The sequence below is a fragment of the Streptomyces sp. NPDC049541 genome (genome assembly GCF_044465725.1).
GTDB lineage: Bacteria > Actinomycetota > Actinomycetes > Streptomycetales > Streptomycetaceae > Streptomyces.
On record NZ_JBITLY010000011.1, the window covers coordinates 210,342 to 227,760 of the forward strand.

Genomic DNA, 17,419 nt, shown 5'->3' on the forward strand with positions numbered 1-17,419 from the left:
CGTGACGGTGCCACGGGCGGCCGAACGGACAAGCGGGGTACGGGAGTTGTGCCGCAGGGCGGCGCGGGCGGGTGGGGTCAGCGCGCGGCGGGTGCGGTGACCGACGAGAGGGAGCCGGACAGGTGGGCCGTCCGGGTCGCGTGGCGCTGGATCTTCCCGCTGGAGGTCTTGGGGATCGTGCCGGGGTGCACCAGGACGACCTCGCGTACGGAGAGACCGTGGGCCTCGCCGAGCGCGCTGCGGACCAGGTCGGTGATCTTCTCCGAGTCGCCCGCGTCGTCCGGGGCCACCTCGGCGACGAGGACGACCTGCTCCCCTTCGACTCCTGCGTCGGTGGGGACGGAGAAGGCTGCGGTGCAGCCGGGGCGCAGGGCCGGGTGGCACATCTCGGCGGACAGCTCCAGGTCCTGCGGGTAGTGGTTGCGTCCGTCGATGACGATCAGGTCCTTGAGGCGGCCGGTGACGAAGAGTTCGCCCTCGCGCAGGAATCCGAGGTCGCCGGTGCGCAGGAAGCGGCCTTCGCGGCCGGGCAGGGTGGCGCGGAAGGTCTCGCGGGTGGCCAGGGCGTTGCGCCAGTAGCCCTTGGCGACGCTGGCTCCGCTCACCCAGATCTCGCCGACCTGCCCCTCGGGGAGTTCCGTGCCCCGTTCCGGGTCCGCGACCGTCACCGTGAGGCCGGGGCCGGGACGGCCGCAGCCGACCGCGGCCGCGTCCGCCTCACCGGCGTGCGGAGCGAGGTCCTGGGCGGCGAGGAGAGTGGGCGGGGCGTCCACGGCGGCGCCGGTGACCATCACGGTCGCCTCGGCGAGGCCGTAGCAGGGGTAGAAGGCCTCGCGGCGGAACCCCGCGGGGGCGAAGGTGTCGGTGAAGCGGCGCAGGGTGGCGGCGCGTATCGGTTCGGCGCCGTTGAAGGCGACCTTCCACGAGCTCAGGTCGAGGCCGTCGACGAGTTCGTCGGTGGCGTGTTTCAGGCTCAGTTCGTAGGCGAAGTTGGGGCCGCCGCTGGTGTGCGGTCGGTAGCGGCTGATGGCCCTCAGCCAGCGGTCGGGCCGCTGCAGGAAGTGCAGCGGGGAGAAGAGGGTGGTGGTCAGGCCGAGGTAGACGGTGTTCAGGACCGGCCCGATGAGACCCATGTCGTGGTAGACGGGCAGCCAGCTGACGACCAGTTCGCGGCCGTACTCCTCGATGACCTCCGGGGTGTGCCCCATCCGTTCGGTGATGATCCGCTCGTTGTCGAGCAGGTTGCCGTGGGTGACGGCCACGCCCTTGGGGGCGGAGGTGGAGCCGGAGGTGTACTGGAGGAAGGCGACCGAGTCGGGGGTGAGGTCGGGGGCGCGCCAGGCGTCGGCGGCCTCGTCGGGGATGTCCTCGGTGGTGAGGCAGGTGATGCCGGCCAGCTCGGGCAGGTGCTCCGCCATGCCGGCCAGGGCGGTGACCACGTCCCGGCCGCCGAGGATCACCTTGACGTCCGCGTCGGCCAGCAGACGCCTCGTACGGGTCAGGGCGCGATGGTTGTGCGCCCGGCCCTGTGGGGGCACGCCGGGCACGGCGACGACACCGGCCGCGAGACAGCCCAGGTAGTCGCTGATGAACCCCAGGCCCGGCGGGTGCAGCAGCATGGCGCGGGAACCCGTCAGCCCACGCTCCTGCAGCCAGGTCGCGACGGCCCGGGAACGGCGGGCGAGCCGCGCGTAGGTGATCTCCTGGATCTCTCCGTCGCAGTCGCCTGAGACGAGGTAGCGGTATGCGGTCCGGTCGGGCTGTTGCGTGGCGTGCTCGGTCAGTAAGTCGACCAGGGAACGGGCCATGGGAAGAGTCTCACCTGTCTGAATCGGCGGGCGGGGAACTGGAGTTCGAGGGCCGCGCGACACCTGTGCACAGCAGCCGCCGGCAGTCCGGCCCCCTTGCCGGACTGTGTGCGACTCGACCATCCGTCCGGGGAGTGGCGACATGCCGGCCCCCCGTGCCCCGTACAACTTGCTACCGGCGAGTAGCACTGTAGCAACTCTGTTCGGCCCGTCGACCCGAACTCTGTAAACGCTGGGTGTCGAACGGGAGTTGGGCATGAAGAAGGCCCGGCCCCGCGGCGTGCACGGGGGCCGGGCCTGAGGGCGGGAAGCCGGTGTCAGCCGCCGTTCAGGCGTCCGCGCAGCAGTCCCTTGCCGATTTCCGCGCCCTTGCGGCTGTCCGCCTGGGCCTTGCGGAACAGGTCGGCCACCTCGGTGTCCTTCTCGCGTTCCGCGTCCTGGATGTAGGTCTCCAGGCGCAGGGCGTTGCTCAGGCACGCCTCCACGTACCAGATGAGGTTGTAGTCCTTGTCCGGCGTACCGGTCACGCCGCCGGTCTCCGTGCTGCTGGTCATGCGGACCTCCTCCAGCGGTTGTCCTTCCGGGGCTGTCCGAGTACCCGTCCCGCACCAGGCAATCAGCCGACGTCCCACAGGAAACGGTGCGTGTGGATGCCGAAGTACGGGAACGACTGGATCTGCCGGATCCCTTCGATCGGCCGTACGACGTCGTTGACGAAGTCCAGCAGTTCGCGCGGGCCCGCCGCGACCACCTCGGCGAACAGGTCGAAGCCGCCGGAGGTCAGCACCGCGTAGACGACCTCCGAGCGAGCGGCCAGCGCGTCGGCGACCGCGCGCGGGTCGCCGTCCACGCCGATGCCGAGCAGGGCCATGGCCTGCCCGCCCATGGACATCGGGTCGGTGACGCCCACGACCTGCACGGCCTTGGTGTCCAGCAGCCGCTGCAGGCGCTGGCGGGCCGCGGAGGCCGAGAGACCCACCTTGGGGCCGAGGTCGGCGTAGGCGATGCGCCCGTCGGTCTGCAGTTCGCGCAGGATGGCCCGGTCGATGTCGTCCACGTGAGTCGCTCTCCTTGTTCCGGCCGGCTTGCCCGGTTCCCTCGGTGCCGCTCAGCCGGCCAGGTCGGCCAGGGCGGCGGCGAAGACCTCGGTGTGGAGGTCGACGTCCTGGTCGGTGGTGTCCGGACACATGAGCGCCATGTTGTGGAAGGGGGTCAGCAGGATGCCCCGGTTGGCCAGGTAGAGGTGGAGGAAGTCCTCCAGTTCGGGGTCGCCGGCGGCTGCGGACTCCGTGCCGGTGCGGGGCGCGGGCGAGGCGAAGCGGTATTCGGTGCGGGCGCCGAGCCGGCTGACCGACCAGGGCAGCGCGTGGGCGTCGATGCCCGCGCGTACGCCCGCTTCGAAGCGCTCGGACAGTTTGGTCATGCGGGCAAACGCCTCCTCGGTCAGGACGTGTTCCAGCGTGGCGCGCATGGCGGCGACCGACAGGGCGTTGCCGGCCAGGGTGCCTCCGACCCCGCCCATGTCGACCAGGTCGAGGTCGGCGCGGTCGAGGAGGCGGTCCGCGAGCTCGGCGGACAGGCCGTACGCGCCGGCCGGGATGCCGCCGCCGATCGCCTTGCCGATGGTGAGCAGGTCGGGCTCCAGGTCCCAGGCGGCGGTACAGCCACCCGGCCCGGCGGAGAAGGTGTGGGTCTCGTCGTTGATGAGCAGGGTGCCGTGGCGGCGGGTCAGCGCCCGGACACCCTCGAGGTAGCCGGGTTCGGGCAGCACGATGCCGATGTTGGTGAGGGCGGGTTCCATCAGGACGGCGGCGACATCGCCGTGGGCGAGTTCGCGCTCCAGTTGTTCCAGGTCGTTGAATTCCGCGACGCGGCTGGTCAGCGTCACGTCGCAGGGAGCGCCGACGTTTCCGGGGCGGGCCGCGCCCCTGCCGTCGGGGTCGACGACGATGAGGGACTCGTCGACGCTGCCGTGGTAGCTGTAGCTGTTCACCAGGATCTTGGGGCGGCCGGTGACGGCCCGGGCGAGCCGGATCGCCCACCGGTTGGCGTCGGTCGCCGTCAGCGAGAAGCTCCAGCGGGCGAGGCCGAACCGGCGGGTCAGCTCGGCACCGACCCATTCGGCGTCCTCGGTGGGCAGCATCGCGGTGGCCCCGCCCAGATCGGCGAACCGGCGCTGGACGGCATCGGCCACGACGTCCGGGGAGTGACCGGCCATCGCTCCGGTGTCACCGAGGCAGAAGTCGACGTACTCGTGCCCGTCGATGTCCGTGACGCGGGCGCCGCGGGCGGTGGCCAGGTAGCGGGGGAAGGCGCCCGCCGTCTTGTTCATCCACGTCATCGGCACGCGCCCGAAGAGATGGTCGGCCCGCCCATAGGCGTCCCTCGAACGCGGGCAGCGATGGGCGGCCTGCTCCTTCTCACGGGCGAGCAGGTCCTGCAAACGGGCGCGGTCCATGGAATCCCCGAACTCTGAGAACGACGGAACCCGCGGAGCGTATGAAGGGAATCCTTGATTCATCAAGGGTATAACGCGGAATCTGTTGCCATGGCGATCGAATCACGCGTTCGGGAGCGGGAAACCTCGCCCGCTCGACCGGGGCCCTCGGCCCGGTCGTACCCGTCGCGCCGGCGGGCGGCATCCCCGCCGGGGGCGGCGTACCGACGAGATGCGGGCACGGGTGGAGGCCGTCACCGCGGGGCTACCGGGACGCATGCGCTCAGCAGCAGGTCTCAAGGGTGTGCCGGCTCTGATCGCCCACCGCGACCAGCGACCGGCTCAGCGATCAGGAGCTGTGACGAGACGCTGCGGGTGCACCGGTCAATCGACTCGCTGACAGTGCAGTTCGCCGCGCGTTCGGGATCGGTGTGCACGGGGGCGTCCGGCGGGCCGGAAGTGCCGGTGCGGCTGCGCGTGTGGAAACGCAAGGGGGCCCGACCGGTCCCCCGTTCCGGTCGTGCCCCCGCGGTCCGTCGAACTTACGTGCCGGATGGATCCGTTGTGAACCGCGCCGGTGCCCGCTGCGGTGTCCGCGCGGCTCACCCGTGCACAGGTGAGTCCGGATGGTCCCGGTTCGTCCGGCGCAGGTCGGGGTGGTCGAGGTCGCCGAGGGCCAGATGGGCGAGGACGACCTCGTAGAGGTCGCTGCCGGCGGCGAGCAGTTGGCGTTCGAGGACGGGTTCCGCGCCGCGCACATGTTCCCGTACGGTCTGCGCGTGAACGCCCAGGATCTGCGCGGCGCGTTCGGCGTTGCCCCCGGCGGCGATCCAGGTGCGCAGGGTACGGCGCAGATCGCGGGCGTCTGCATCGAGACGGGCGAGCAGGTCGCTCGCCCACGTGCGCAGGGCGGGGCCGGCCAGCAGCTTGCCGAGCCGGGGGTGACCCGTTGCGGCGGGGCCGCTCTCGTACGGTTCCGTCGCGAGGCCGATCCAGGTGTTGAGCGCGAGGTGCACCACCGCGCGGGCGGCGAGATCGGAGAAGTCCGTCTGCAGCAGGGCCTCGACGCGTTCCATGCGGGCGCGGACGGTGTTGCGGCTGACGCCGAGCACCTTGGCGGCGTTGACCGCGGTGAACTCCAGGCCCAGCCGGGTGGTGGCGAGGAGTTCGGCGCGGGTGTGGTGGGGCAGGGTGTCCAGCGGCCGCAGTACGTGGGTCGTCCAGCCGTGCAGCTCGGCGGGGTCCATCAGGCGCTCGGGGTGGGTGCGTTCGGCGTACACGGCCTGCCTGTCGGGGCGGAAGCGGGCGACGGCGAGCGCGCTGACGGCCTGTCCGTAGGCGGTGGCGGTACGGGCGAGGCTCTGCGGGGCGCTGCCGCCGAGGAAGGTGCCCGGCCGCCGGCCGATCAGGCAGCGCAGTTCCGCGGCGGCCGTGTCGTCGGGAGCGACGACGATGACGTGCGCATCGACGGCGGGACAGCGCACGACCAGTACCTGCTCCTCCGTCGCGGTCAGGCACTCCTCGGCGAGCCGGTCGCGCTCCTCGGCGCAGCCTTCGAGGACGTAGACGCAGGCGGTGTCGGTGTCGAGCAGGCCGGGCCACAGACCCGCGGCGACACGGCGGGCGGCGACGGTGTCCTCGACCATCAGCAGTTGCAGGATCGCAAGGCGCAGATCGGAGGTGGCGCGCTGGAGACGGCGTCCGGCGGTGGTCGACTCACGTGCCCTGAGCAGGAGTTCGGCCACCTGGGCGGTGTGGGTCACGATCTCGGAGGTCCGGCGGTCGAAGGGGGCCGGGCGGGACACGGCCAGTACGCCGACGGGGGCGGGCGGCGGCTGCTCCACCCGGACGAGCCGCAGATGACGTCCCGTGTCGTCCCAGGCCGCGGAGGCGATCCGGCCGGAGACGAGGTCCGCGAGGAGGTTCTCGTCCACCGGTGTCGGCGTTCCGGCGAGGAGCCGGCCGGTGCCGTCCTGCAGCCAGGCCGTCCCCTGCACGGCTTCCGCGAGCCAGGCGACGACCCTGCGGACGTCCCGGCCCGTGGGGCGCAGGTGGTCGAGCAGTTCCTGCGCCCATGTCGGGCCGCCGTCGGCGCCCGTCACCTCGTCAGGGCGGGCCCCGTCCTTTCGGCCTGCCATCTCGGCCTTCTCCTAGTCCATCGCATCGACCTCGGCGTTTCGGTCGGGGACGTTACCTCACGGGTGCGCGGTGGCCGCATACCCACGGGGTGCGACAGGGAGCGGGCCTTTCAGGCGGTGGGGTCGGCGAAGGCGCCGCCCGGGGCGAAGGCCAGTGAGGCGAAGCGTTCGCCGATGCGGAGGTGGGTGTCGGCGTCCGGGTGGAGCTGGTCGGGCAGGGGCAGTTCGTCGTGGTCGGACTCGCCGTAGAGTTCGCGGCCGTCAAGGTAGTTGAGGTTCGGGTCCTCGGCCGATCGCTGGGTGACGATACGGGCCAGCTCGTCCCGGATGACACCGAGGGCCAGTTTCCCGCTCGCTCGTTCCTCGGGATCGCCCATGGCCTGGAAGTGCAGTTGACCGTCGCTCAGGGTGGTGAAGTCCAGGACGGTGGGGCCGGGCGTGTCCTCGTGAATCGGGCAGAGGATGGGCGAGACGACGAGCAGCGGTGTCGTGGGGTGTCCTTCGCGGATGGTGTCGAGGAAGCCGTGGACGGCGGGGGTGAAGGCGCGCAGGCGCATCAGGTCGGTGTTGACCAGGTTGATGCCGATCTTGACGCTGATCAGGTCGGCCGGGGTGTCGCGCAGGGTGCGCGCGGTGAACGGGTCGAGCAGCGCGCTGCCGCCCAGGCCCAGGTTGATCAGGTCGACGCCGCCCAGGGAGGCGGCGAACGCGGGCCAGGTGGTGGTGGGGCTCGCCGCGTCGGAGCCGTGGCTGATCGAACTGCCGTGGTGCAGCCACACCTTGCGGCCGCTGGGCGGGCTGGGCTCCACGGGGGCGTCGGTGCGCAGGGCGACCAGTTCGGTGGTCTCGTTGTGCGGGAGCCAGATCTCGACGTCCTTCTCCCCGTCGGGCAGGTCGGGGAAGCGGAGCGTGCCCACGGAGCCGGGCCGCAGTTCGGCCGTGCCGGCGACCATGTCGATGGTCACGGTGTTGCCGCCCGCGACAGTGCCCCGGCCGGCCGGGCGGCCGTCCACGAGGAGGTCGTAGACGCCGTCGGGACGGGGCGGGGCGCCGACGTAGTCGCGTTTGGTGGGCAGGGCGTCGAGTTCGACGGCCTTCGCGCGGGTGCGGAACGCCAGGCGTACGCCCGAGGGCTGGGACTCGGCGCTGGCCAGCTGCGGATCGGTGCACTGAGCGCGGGCCCGGGCGGGCAGCCGGTGCGGCAGCACGCCGTGCTCGGTGTGCTCGATGTCGAGGGCGCCGCGCAGCAGTTCGGCGGTGACGGGCGTGGTGATCCAGTCGTGCTCGGTGGGCATGTCCTCAGCCTGTCGGTCAAAGGGTCGGGGCGGTGGGCCAGTTACGCAGGAGGGCGTCGAGGGCGTCGAGGATCCGCGTCCAGCTCTCCTGCGAGTCGGGGGCGCTGTGGCTGAAGCCGCCCGCCGTCTCGAGACTCGAGTAGCCGTGGAAGACGCTGCCAAGCAGCCTTACGGCGTGCGTCTGGTCCGGTTCCGTCAGGTCGTAGCCGCGCAGGATGGCGCGTGTCATCCGGGCGTGCCGGACGCCTGCACTGGCGGCCGCGGTCTCGGGGTCCAGCCGCAGCCGGGCCGCGGCCGCGCGGCCGGGGTGTTCCCGGCCGTAGTCGCGGTAGGCGTTGGCGAAGGCGATCAGGGCGTCCTTTCCGGCACGGCCGGCGAGGGCGTCGGCTGCCCGGTCGGCGAGCTCCTCGAGGGCGAACAGGGCCATCCGCGTCTTGAGGTCCTGGGAGCTGGTCACATGCGAGTACAGGCTCGCCACCTTGACGTCGAAGCGGCGGGCCAGCTCGGAGACGGTCACCTGGTCGAAGCCGACCTCGTCCGCCAGCTCCGCTCCTGCCCGCACCACACGTTCCGTGGTCAGCCCGACGCGCGCCATGGCCGCCCTCCTCTCTCACCGGAGTTGCTCGGCCAGAGCCGAATCTCCAGAGTCGATTATGCATTTGCCTAAAGCTTTTAGGCAATTTAGCGTGAGATTATGGAACCGCTGACCGAGCAAGAGATCCGCGCCGCCTTCGTGAACTGCACCAAGGGCGAGGCAAAGCGCCTGTCGGTCCCCCGTGACCTGGCCGAGCGGCCCTGGGAGGACCTGGACTTCCTCGGCTGGCGCGACCCCCAGGCCCCCGACCGCGCCTACCTCGTCACCGAGTGGGGAGACGGCCTGCCGAGAGCCGTCGCACTGCGCGGCTCCGGCACCACCGTGGGGCAGACGCGGCGCAGCATGTGCTCGATGTGCCTGACCACCCACTCCGGTGGCGTTTCCCTGATGGTCGCGCCGAAGGCGGGCAAGGCCGGACAGCAGGGCAACTCGGTGGGCGCCTACATCTGCAGCGACCTGGCGTGCTCGCTGTATGTGCGGGGCAAGCGGGACGCGGGCGTCGGGGCGCGGCTGCACGAGACGATCAGCCTGGAGGAGAAGATCAGGCGCACCGTGGCGAACGTCGCCGCGTTCGTCGCCAAGGTCGGCACGGCATAAGCTCGGCGAATGGCGAAGTACTTCGACGTGCACCCCGAAAACCCCCAACCGCGCACCATCGCCCAGGTCGCCGACAGCATCCGCGCGGATGCGCTCATCGCGTATCCGACGGACTCCTGCTACGCCCTGGGCTGCCGGCTGGGCAGCCGTGACGGCATCGAGCGGATCCGGACCATCCGCCATCTGGACGACCGGCACCACTTCACCCTCGTGTGCCAGGACTTCTCGCAGCTCGGCCAGTTCGTGCGGGTCGACAACGACGTGTTCCGCGCCATCAAGGCGTCGACGCCCGGCAGTTACACCTTCATCCTGCCGGCGACGAAGGAGGTGCCGCGGATGTTGCAGCACCCGAAGAAGAAGACGGTCGGTGTGCGCATCCCCGACCACGTCGTCACCCAGGCCCTGCTCACCGAGCTCGGCGAGCCGCTGCTGTCCAGCACGCTGCTCCTGCCCGACGAGGAGGAGCCGATGACCCAGGGCTGGGAGATCAAGGACCGCCTCGACCACGTCCTTGACGGGGTGGTCGACTCCGGGGACTGCGGCACCGAGCCGACGACGGTCATCGACTTCTCGGGCGGCGAGGCGGAGATCGTACGGCGGGGAGCCGGGGACACCTCGCGGTTCGAGTGAACTCCAGCATCTCCCCAGGCCGGGGGCCCCTTTCACCGGGTCGGGTGGCACGTGCAACGATGACCGCGACCGGCCCGTCGGGCCACATGAGTTGGTCGGCGCCGAGCGCGCAGAGAGGCAGCCCCCATGACCTCCGTACGAGGAACCACCGTTGACATCCCCACCGCGGACGGCGTCGCCGACGCCTATGTGGCGCACGCGGCCGACGGCAGTGCCAGGCCCGGCGTCCTGCTCTACATGGACGCGTTCGGGATCCGCCCCCATCTGAAGTCGATGGCCGACCGGCTCGCCGAGGCCGGGTACACGGTGTTGGTGCCCAATGTGTTCTACCGGCACGGGCGCACGCCCGTCGTCGAGTTGCCCGAGTTCATCGACCCGGCCGCCCGCCCGGAGATCTGGGGCAAGGTCGGTCCGCTGGTCATGTCCGTCACCCCCGACCTCGCCAAGCGCGATGCGGCCGCGTATCTGCAGTGGCTCGCCGAATCGCCCCTCGTCACCGACGGCCCGGTCGCACTGACCGGCTACTGCATGGGGGCGCGGCTGTCCCTGATCACCGCCGGCACCTACCCGGACCGGGTCGCCGCCGCGGCCGGGTTCCACGGCGGCCAGCTGGCGACCGAGGAGCCGGACAGCCCGCACTCCGTGGTCGCGAACATCACCGCCGAGGTGTACTTCGGGCACGCCGACAACGATCCGTCGCTGCCCCCGGAGCAGATCGAGCGCCTGGAGGACGCGCTCACCGTGGCAGGTGTCCGGCACCGCTGCGAGGTCTACCCCGGCGCGCACCACGGGTACACGCAGGCCGACACGTCCTCGTACAACAAGGAGGCCGCCGAGCGCCACTGGGAAGCGCTCCTCGACCTTCTCCAGCGGACCTTCTGACAAGTCGCCGCAGGCGCCCGCGGGTTCGTCCCGCGGGCGCCTTTCGTTTCCCCGACGTCACCCTTATTGACATGCACGCAACTCCGGTGCCACTTTGAGAGCGCTCTCAAACAGGTACGGACCAATTCGGCCCATCCCCTCGAGTGACCCCACACACGGAGGTGGAGCGTGCACCACAAGCTCAGGCGCCGTCTGACGGCCCCCACAGCCGCAGCCGCCCTCGTCGCCGCAGTGATCGCGATCCAGGCACCCTCGTCCGCCAGGGCGGCGGTGCCCGACACGATCCCGCTGCAGGTGACCAACAACTCCGGCCGCGGCGACGCGGTCTACGTCTACACGATCGGCACCCTGCTCTCGACGGGCCAGCAGGGCTGGGCGGACGCGAACGGCACGTTCCACGCCTGGCCGGCCGGCGGCAACCCGCCGACCCCCGCGCCGGACGCGTCGATCACGGGACCGGCCTCCGGCCAGTCGAGGACGATCCGGATCCCCAAGTTCTCCGGACGCATCTACTTCTCCTACGGACAGAAGCTCGTGTTCAAGCTGACCACCGGCGGTCTTGTGCAGCCCGCCGTGCAGAACCCGAGCGACCCCAACCACGACATCCTGTTCAACTGGTCCGAGTACACACTCAACGACTCCGGTCTGTGGCTCAACAGCACACAGGTCGACATGTTCTCCGCGCCCTACGCGGTGAGCGTCCAGGGGGCGGGCGGGAGCACGGCCACCACCGGTCACCTCAAGCGGGGCGGCTACAACGGCGTGTTGAACAATCTGCGCGGGAAGTCCGGCGGCTGGGCCGGGCTGGTCCAGACCCGCTCCGACGGGACGGTGCTGCGGGCGCTGGCACCAGGGCACGGACTGGAGTCCGGCGCGCTCCCGGCGTCCGTGATGGACGACTACATCAACCGCGTCTGGCAGAAGTACACATCGGCGCCCCTCACCGTGACACCGTTCGGCAACCAGCCGAACACCAAGTACTACGGCAGGGTCTCCGGCGGCGTCATGAACTTCACCGACGGCTCCGGAAACGTGGTCACCACCTTCCAGAAACCGGACGCGGACAGCGTCTTCGGCTGCCACAAACTGCTCGACGCGCCCAACGACCAGGTACGCGGCCCCATTTCACGCACCCTGTGCGCCGGCTTCAACCGCTCCACTCTGCTGGTCAACACCAACCAGCCGGACACGTCCTCGGCGAACTTCTACCAGGACGCGGTGACCAACCAGTACGCCCGCGCGATCCACGCGCAGATGGCCGACGGCAAGGCCTACGCGTTCGCCTTCGACGACGTCGGCAACCACGAGTCGCTCGTCCATGACGGCACCCCGCAGCAGGCGAACCTGACCCTCGACCCGTTCAACTGACGACGAAGGGCCTCACACCGCGGCGGACGAGGGTGAGGCCCGGTTCCGTGCGGCTGGATCAGCCGGTCGTCAGCGCGGTGTCGTCGACGACGAAGCTGGTCTGCAGCGAGGAGTCCTCGACACCGCTGAACTTCAGGGTGACGGTCGAGCCTGCCAGCGAGGACAGGTCGAAGGACTTCTGCGCGTACCCGGAGGCGGCGTTGAGGTTCGAGTACGTCGCGAGGGTCTTCGATCCGGCGGTGACCGTCAGCTTGTCGTAGGCGACGCTGCTGGTGGTCTCCGAGGTGTCGATGTGCAGATAGAAGGTGAGCGTGGCCTTGCAGCCGCTCGGGATGGTCACCGACTGGGACAGCGTGTCGGTGTGAGTGGTGCCGTAACCGTCCAGCCAGGCGTAGTAGGAGCCGCCGTGCGCCGACTCACCGCTGTCGTTGGTGATGACGCCGCTGGTCGCGGTCCAGATGGTGTTGCCCGACTCGAAGCCCTGGTTGCGAAGGAGTTGGGCCGAGGTGCAGCCGCCGCCTCCGTTCGAGCTGACGGTCCAGGTGAAGGAGGCGGTGCCGGTGGCGCCGGTCGAGTCGGTCACCGTGACGGTGGTGCTGTAGGTGCCGGCCGCCGTCGGGGTCCCGGAGATCACGCCGGTGGAGCTGTTGATCGACAGACCGGTGGGCAGTCCGGTCGCGGCGTAGGTCAGCGCGCCGCTGTTGGTGCTGCTCGCAGAGATCTGCAGGCTCACCGCCGTGCCGACGGTCGAGGACTGGCTGCCCGGGTTGGTCACCGTGACGCCCGAGGAGGGCGGGGTGATGTGGCTGCCGACGTTGATGCCGGCGAAGGCGTTGCCGACACCGGCGTACTGGGTGGAGCCGGTGCCGTACAGCGCGGCGGCGGCATTGAGGGCGGCGGTGCGGGCTCCGGCGTAGTCGGTGCTGGACGTCATGTACGTCGTCAGCGCCTTGTACCAGATCTGCAGGGCCGCGGCCCGTCCGATGCCGGTGACGGCGACGCCGTCGGAGGTCGGGCTGTCGTAGGTGACACCGTTGATGGTCTTGGTGCCGCTGCCCTCGGACAGCAGGTAGAACATGTGATTCGCGGGGCCGGAGGAGTAGTGCACGTCGAGGTTGCCGACGCCGGAGTACCAACTGTCCGCGGAGCCGCCGTCCTTGCTCGGCTTGTCCATGTAACGCAGCGGGGTACCGTCGCCGTTGATGTCGATCTTCTCGCCGATGAGGTAGTCGCCGACGTCATTGCTGTTGTTGGCGTAGAACTCCACTCCGGTGCCGAAGACGTCGGAGGTGGCCTCGTTGAGGCCGCCGGACTCGTCGGTGTACTCGAGCCCCGCCGTGTTGGACGTGACGCCGTGGCTCATCTCGTGTCCGGCAACGTCCAGCGAGGTCAGCGCGTGGGTGCCGCCGGAGCCGTCGCCGTAGGTCATGCAGAAGCAGTCGTCGTCCCAGAAGGCGTTGACGTACGCCGTGCTGTAGTGGACCCGGGAGTAGGCGGCGACGCCGTCGTTCTTGATGCCGCTGCGGCCGAAGGTGTTCTTGTAGAAGTCCCAGGTCTCCTGGGCGCCGTAGGCCGCGTCCGCGCCCGCGGTCTGCGTGTTGGACCCCGACCCGGTCCCCCAGACGTCGTCGGAGTCGGTCATCAGGGTGCCGGTGCCCGAGGTGCCGTTGTTGAGGCTGTACGTCTTGTGGCCGCCGCGGGTGGTGTCGTACAGCTGGTACGTCGAACCCGACAGCGTGGTGTTCAGCGTGACCGTGCCGCTGTACTGGGTGTTTCCGGTGCCCGTCTTGATGCCCTGGTAGCGGTAGAGCTCCTTGCCGGTGGTGGCGTCGGTGATGACGTGCAGCTGGCTGGGCGTGCCGTCGTCCTGGAAGCCGCCGACCACGGTCTCCCAGGCCAGCTTCGGGGTGCCGGTGCCCGCCCAGATGACCTTGCGGGCGCTGTCGGTGGTGGGCCGCTCCGCGTGCAGGGACCTGGCCGCCTTGAGGGCCTTGGTCTGCGCGGCCGCCTTGGTGAAGGTCGCGGTGGTGGACGCGACCTTGATGGTGTGCTTGTTGTTGAAGGTCGTGCTCACCGTGCCGGCGGCCAGGGAGGTCGGCGGGGTGTGCACGACGAGGTCGCCGCCGAGGACGGGGAGGCCGGCGTAGGTCCGCTCGTAGCGGGTGTGCAGCGTGCCGTCGTTGTCCTTGACGACGTCCCTGACGACCAGTTTCTCCTTGGCCCCGAGACCTATCGTGCGGGCGGTCGCGGTCGCCTTCTGCCTGGCGCTGTTGATGAGTGCGCCGTGCTGCGCCGGGGTCAGCTTCGCCTCCAGTCCCCCGGCGCGCAGGGGGCTGGGATGGGGGGCGGCGGGTTTCGCGTCCGCCGGGACCGACTGGATACCGACGGCGAGGAAGGCCGCGGTGGAGACCAGGGCTCCGACCGCTGTCCGCTTGCGGGGGATGCGTCTCACTCGTTCTCCTACTGCTGCGACCGCGTGGGGCGGCCGGTGACAGACCGGGCAGACGGGTGTACCGCCCGGGACGAGCCGAGCTGTGCGGGATCGTCACTGCGTGGTGAGAACGTGGGGGGTGGGCGCGGCGGTTGGGGAGGAGGATGACAGTCTTGACCGGTCCATGTCAGTAGAGTTCCGGTCATTCGAGGGTTACCCCTCTGTGGGGACGTGTACGACGCTGTACGGCGAAGCGGCCCGCCCGCTGGGGATGCGGGCAGACCGCCAGGTGGTGCCGCCGAAGAGTCAGCTGAGACCGAGGGAGGACAGGGCGGTGGTCCAGTCGCTGGCGATGGCGCTGCGCGCGTCGTCGAGGGTGACCGTGCCATTGCAGACGGCCTTCTTGAGCTTGGTCTCCACCGAGTCCTTGCTGGCGGCGGTCTCGTCGCCGTAGCGCGGCTCCGGCCACAGGTTCTGCGCATCCTTGGGCGCGCCGCCGAGTTCGAGCGGGACGAGGTGGTCCTCCTCGTAGTCCGCCGTGCTGGTGTCCGAGTAGCCGTACTCCGCTATCTGCTTGACCTTCAGGGCGTTGGTGTACGAGGTGGAGGGGCGCACGGTGGCGGTCCAGCCGGACACACAGATCGTCGAGTCGATCGTGGACTGGGTGACGTCCGGGTTGTAGGCGCCGGGCTGGCAGGTCGGGTCCGGCAGCGGCAGATAGGACTGCGAGCAGCTGGCCGCGTGTGCGGCCGAGCCTGTGCCGATGATGAGGCCGGCGACGGAAAGGGTGAGGGATGCCGTGGTGGCGGTGAGGCGGCGCATGGCACGCATGGGGGTTCTCCCGCGATGGGCCCGGGATTCCGGGCGGGTGTGTGCATGACAGCACCGCGGGGTCTATGCGGGTAGAAATACGAAGTGAAGAATCAGTGACCTCACTGAATCCTTGCCACCCCTTGGCTTTCAGCCGCCCAACGCCTGGGGTGCGCTTGGGTGTTCGATAACTTGGGGGTAACTCGGGGCTCGGGCTGCGCGCTTCGGGTTCGCGCCGAGCCTCGGCGGTCGGCCCGCCGCCCGCACGGGGCCGGGGGGAAGTGCAGCCCGCGCGACGCCGATCTGCTCGGCGGCCGATCCGAACTCGGCTTGGCCCCTGCCGCGTCGTCGCCGTCAAGGGTCCGTCTACGGGCCGGGCCGAGGCGCCCTGTGCTCCTACGACCCCAGCCTCCCGCCAAGGAGGGCGGCCCGCGGCATGCCACCGACGGTCGGACGGGAGCCAAGCACGATGGGGGAACTGGCGGAACTCGAAGAACGGGTCGAAGTGATCGATGCCCGCCTCGAGCCCATCGCGAGCAGGCCGGTGGATCTCACCGACCCCGACTGGATGCGAAAAACAGCAAGGCCCGAGCCCGCTGGACGAGGCAGGCACCCGACCGGAGGCCGAGGAGGCGTTACGGGACGTGCTCTCGCTCGACGAGGAGGGCCCCGACGACGTCCGGGCCGCACTGCGTGCCCTCCTGGAGCGCTGCCACTCGTTCTGTTGGGCGACGACACTGCCCTTCGCGCCCACGCCCCAGGGGTTCCGGCAGCGACTGCTGGAGATGTCCGTGGCGGATCAGGGCCGCGACGCACGGGACATGATGGTCGCCCTGAACGATCTGTGCGGGCCGGCACACGACGCCCGCATCGACATCCGGCCGCTTCTGCTCAACGTGGCCGCGCTCTCCAGTGACGTCGACAAGTACGGGATGGGTTCGACGCCCACCGCGTCGTCCAGCGTCGTGCCCGCGTGCCGCACGACCGGCGACTTCCGCACGTACGGCAGCACCGGTCTCATCCGCGGCGTCTGTCGTGAGGACTACGTCGAAGGCACCTCAGGTCGGCACATGCCCCGAAGTCGTCGATGTTTGGCCGGAACTCGCCCCTTTGCGACCGGAGCCAACCCCTGATAGTTGAGAGTTATTCAGTTACCACTGGTAAGCCCTTGCCTTTACGCGGCTCTTACCCGTAGACCTGGCTCCACAAATTGCCAGGCCTCTGGGGGGAGTTGGCAGATGCAAGGCACGATTGACGGGTTCCGCTATGGTGCGGTGACCCCGGTGGCGGCCTATCTGATGGCCTGCCTGGGAGGGGCGCTGGGACTGCGGTGCATCGTGCGGTCCCTGCTGAACGAGCAGTCCTGGAAGCCGGGTTGGCTGGCGCTCGGTGCCGCCTCGATCGGCTGTGGGATCTGGACGATGCACTTCATCGCCATGCTCGGGTTCAAGGTCGAGGAGACCGGGATCCGATACGACACCGGGCTCACCCTGCTCAGCCTGGGCGTGTCGATCGTCGTGGTCGGCATCGGCGTGTTCATCGTCGGCTACCGGGGTGCCGACAAGGTCACGCTGGGTGTCGCGGGCGTGGTGACCGGTCTCGGCGTGGCCGCGATGCACTACCTCGGCATGGCGGCAGTGGAGGTGAACGGTGACTTCCGGTACGACCCGCTCACCGTCGCCCTGTCCGTCGCCGTCGCGATCGTCGCCGCGACGGCCGCACTGTGGGCGGCTGTCACCGTCCGGGGCTTCATGACGAGTCTCGGGGCCAGTCTGGTCATGGGGGTCGCCGTCTCCGGCATGCACTACACGGCCATGGCCGCCGTCAGCGTCCATGTGCACGGCGACGGCAATCGGGCCTGGACGGGCGATTCGCCCACCTCGTTACTGCTGCCCATGCTCCTGGGCCCGACCGTCTTCCTGCTGCTGGCCGGTGTGGTGGTCATGTTCGACCCGCTTCTGGTGCTGGGCGACGGCGAGTGGAACAGGTCGGCCCCAGCGCGCCGAACCTCCGTCGCCGATCAGTCGACAGAGCCCGCACCTCAGCACACCATCGCCCCGTTCGGCGGGCAGGTCGCTCCTGCACGGCCCCGGCAGGGGCAGTACGGGACCACCACCCCGCCCGCGCCGCAGTGGGCACCGCCGCCCAGCCACGAGTGGTGAACTGCAGCGGGCGTCGCGGGCGGAGGGGACGTCCGCCCCAGGCCGGGTGCGTCGGGCGGCACTTGCAACGGCGGTCCGAGGCGCATCCGGCAATCGGGCTCGGAAGACAAGTCGCTGGGCAGGTCGGCCCCTTGGCAGCTCGGGCGACCCGACTGCCGTAGTGCCACGGCGAGTTGCGGCAGAGCACCTCCCGTGCCACGTGCGGCCCCGTATGTGCGCAGGCACGCCCGGTTCGGCGCGCCAAGTGCCCGCACCCTCTTCCCGTC

The 17,419-nt window shown here is 70.2% G+C and carries 15 protein-coding genes; 6 read left to right on the top strand and 9 right to left on the bottom strand.

From position 1 onward, the window contains the following. Positions 1-77: 77 nt before the first annotated feature. The 7 genes from ACIBW9_RS34400 to ACIBW9_RS34430 all read right to left on the bottom strand — a co-directional run bounded on the left by ACIBW9_RS34400 (position 78) and on the right by ACIBW9_RS34430 (position 8,273). Positions 78-1,808 (bottom strand): fatty acyl-AMP ligase, encoded by a 1,731-nt coding sequence (locus ACIBW9_RS34400; RefSeq protein ID WP_398960933.1) that lies wholly within the window; start codon positions 1,806-1,808, stop codon positions 78-80. A 317-nt stretch (positions 1,809-2,125) separates the two neighbouring features. Further along, positions 2,126-2,362 (bottom strand): hypothetical protein, encoded by a 237-nt coding sequence (locus ACIBW9_RS34405; RefSeq protein ID WP_099926203.1) that lies wholly within the window; start codon positions 2,360-2,362, stop codon positions 2,126-2,128. A gap of 62 nt (positions 2,363-2,424) precedes the next feature. Continuing rightward, the gene (locus tag ACIBW9_RS34410; RefSeq protein ID WP_398960934.1) at positions 2,425-2,865 is read right to left on the bottom strand and encodes an Lrp/AsnC family transcriptional regulator; all 441 of its coding nucleotides are present in this window, start codon (positions 2,863-2,865) and stop codon (positions 2,425-2,427) included. 51 nt (positions 2,866-2,916) lie between these two features. Then, positions 2,917-4,266 (bottom strand): transaminase, encoded by a 1,350-nt coding sequence (locus ACIBW9_RS34415; protein WP_398960935.1) that lies wholly within the window; start codon positions 4,264-4,266, stop codon positions 2,917-2,919. A gap of 581 nt (positions 4,267-4,847) precedes the next feature. Further along, positions 4,848-6,383, bottom strand: a complete 1,536-nt coding sequence (locus tag ACIBW9_RS34420) for a helix-turn-helix domain-containing protein (RefSeq protein ID WP_398960936.1) — start codon at positions 6,381-6,383, stop codon at positions 4,848-4,850. Positions 6,384-6,493: 110 nt separating this feature from the next. Further along, positions 6,494-7,678, bottom strand: coding sequence for a GDSL-type esterase/lipase family protein (locus ACIBW9_RS34425; RefSeq protein WP_398960937.1), 1,185 nt, complete (start codon positions 7,676-7,678; stop codon positions 6,494-6,496). 16 nt (positions 7,679-7,694) lie between these two features. Continuing rightward, positions 7,695-8,273: a TetR/AcrR family transcriptional regulator gene (locus ACIBW9_RS34430; RefSeq protein ID WP_398960938.1), complete on the bottom strand. Its 579-nt coding sequence runs from the start codon at positions 8,271-8,273 to the stop codon at positions 7,695-7,697. Positions 8,274-8,372: 99 nt separating this feature from the next. On the opposite strand from ACIBW9_RS34430, the gene ACIBW9_RS34435 reads away from it, so the two are divergent. From ACIBW9_RS34435 to ACIBW9_RS34450, 4 genes are all read left to right on the top strand, one after another. Next, positions 8,373-8,870: an FBP domain-containing protein gene (locus ACIBW9_RS34435; protein ID WP_398960939.1), complete on the top strand. Its 498-nt coding sequence runs from the start codon at positions 8,373-8,375 to the stop codon at positions 8,868-8,870. A 9-nt stretch (positions 8,871-8,879) separates the two neighbouring features. Next, positions 8,880-9,500 carry an L-threonylcarbamoyladenylate synthase gene (locus ACIBW9_RS34440; RefSeq protein ID WP_390697832.1) on the top strand — a complete coding sequence of 207 codons (621 nt, stop codon included), beginning with the start codon at positions 8,880-8,882 and terminating at the stop codon, positions 9,498-9,500. A gap of 126 nt (positions 9,501-9,626) precedes the next feature. Continuing rightward, positions 9,627-10,382, top strand: a complete 756-nt coding sequence (locus ACIBW9_RS34445) for a dienelactone hydrolase family protein (protein WP_398960940.1) — start codon at positions 9,627-9,629, stop codon at positions 10,380-10,382. Positions 10,383-10,550: 168 nt separating this feature from the next. Continuing rightward, entirely contained in the window at positions 10,551-11,750 is a 1,200-nt protein-coding gene (locus ACIBW9_RS34450; RefSeq protein ID WP_398960941.1) for a glycoside hydrolase family 64 protein, read from the top strand. 58 nt (positions 11,751-11,808) lie between these two features. Here ACIBW9_RS34450 and ACIBW9_RS34455 read toward each other — a convergent pair whose 3' ends face one another. Together ACIBW9_RS34455 and ACIBW9_RS34460 are read right to left on the bottom strand one after the other, a co-directional pair. After that, positions 11,809-14,202 carry a M4 family metallopeptidase gene (locus tag ACIBW9_RS34455; RefSeq protein WP_398960942.1) on the bottom strand — a complete coding sequence of 798 codons (2,394 nt, stop codon included), beginning with the start codon at positions 14,200-14,202 and terminating at the stop codon, positions 11,809-11,811. Between the two features lie 285 nt (positions 14,203-14,487). Beyond that, complete coding sequence (locus ACIBW9_RS34460) at positions 14,488-15,012, bottom strand: hypothetical protein (protein WP_398960943.1); 525 nt, start codon at positions 15,010-15,012, stop codon at positions 14,488-14,490. 623 nt (positions 15,013-15,635) lie between these two features. On the opposite strand from ACIBW9_RS34460, the gene ACIBW9_RS34465 reads away from it, so the two are divergent. Both ACIBW9_RS34465 and ACIBW9_RS34470 read left to right on the top strand, forming a co-directional pair. Beyond that, positions 15,636-16,124: a hypothetical protein gene (locus ACIBW9_RS34465; protein ID WP_398960944.1), complete on the top strand. Its 489-nt coding sequence runs from the start codon at positions 15,636-15,638 to the stop codon at positions 16,122-16,124. Between the two features lie 105 nt (positions 16,125-16,229). Next, complete coding sequence (locus tag ACIBW9_RS34470) at positions 16,230-17,153, top strand: MHYT domain-containing protein (protein WP_398960945.1); 924 nt, start codon at positions 16,230-16,232, stop codon at positions 17,151-17,153. Positions 17,154-17,419: the final 266 nt, after the last annotated feature.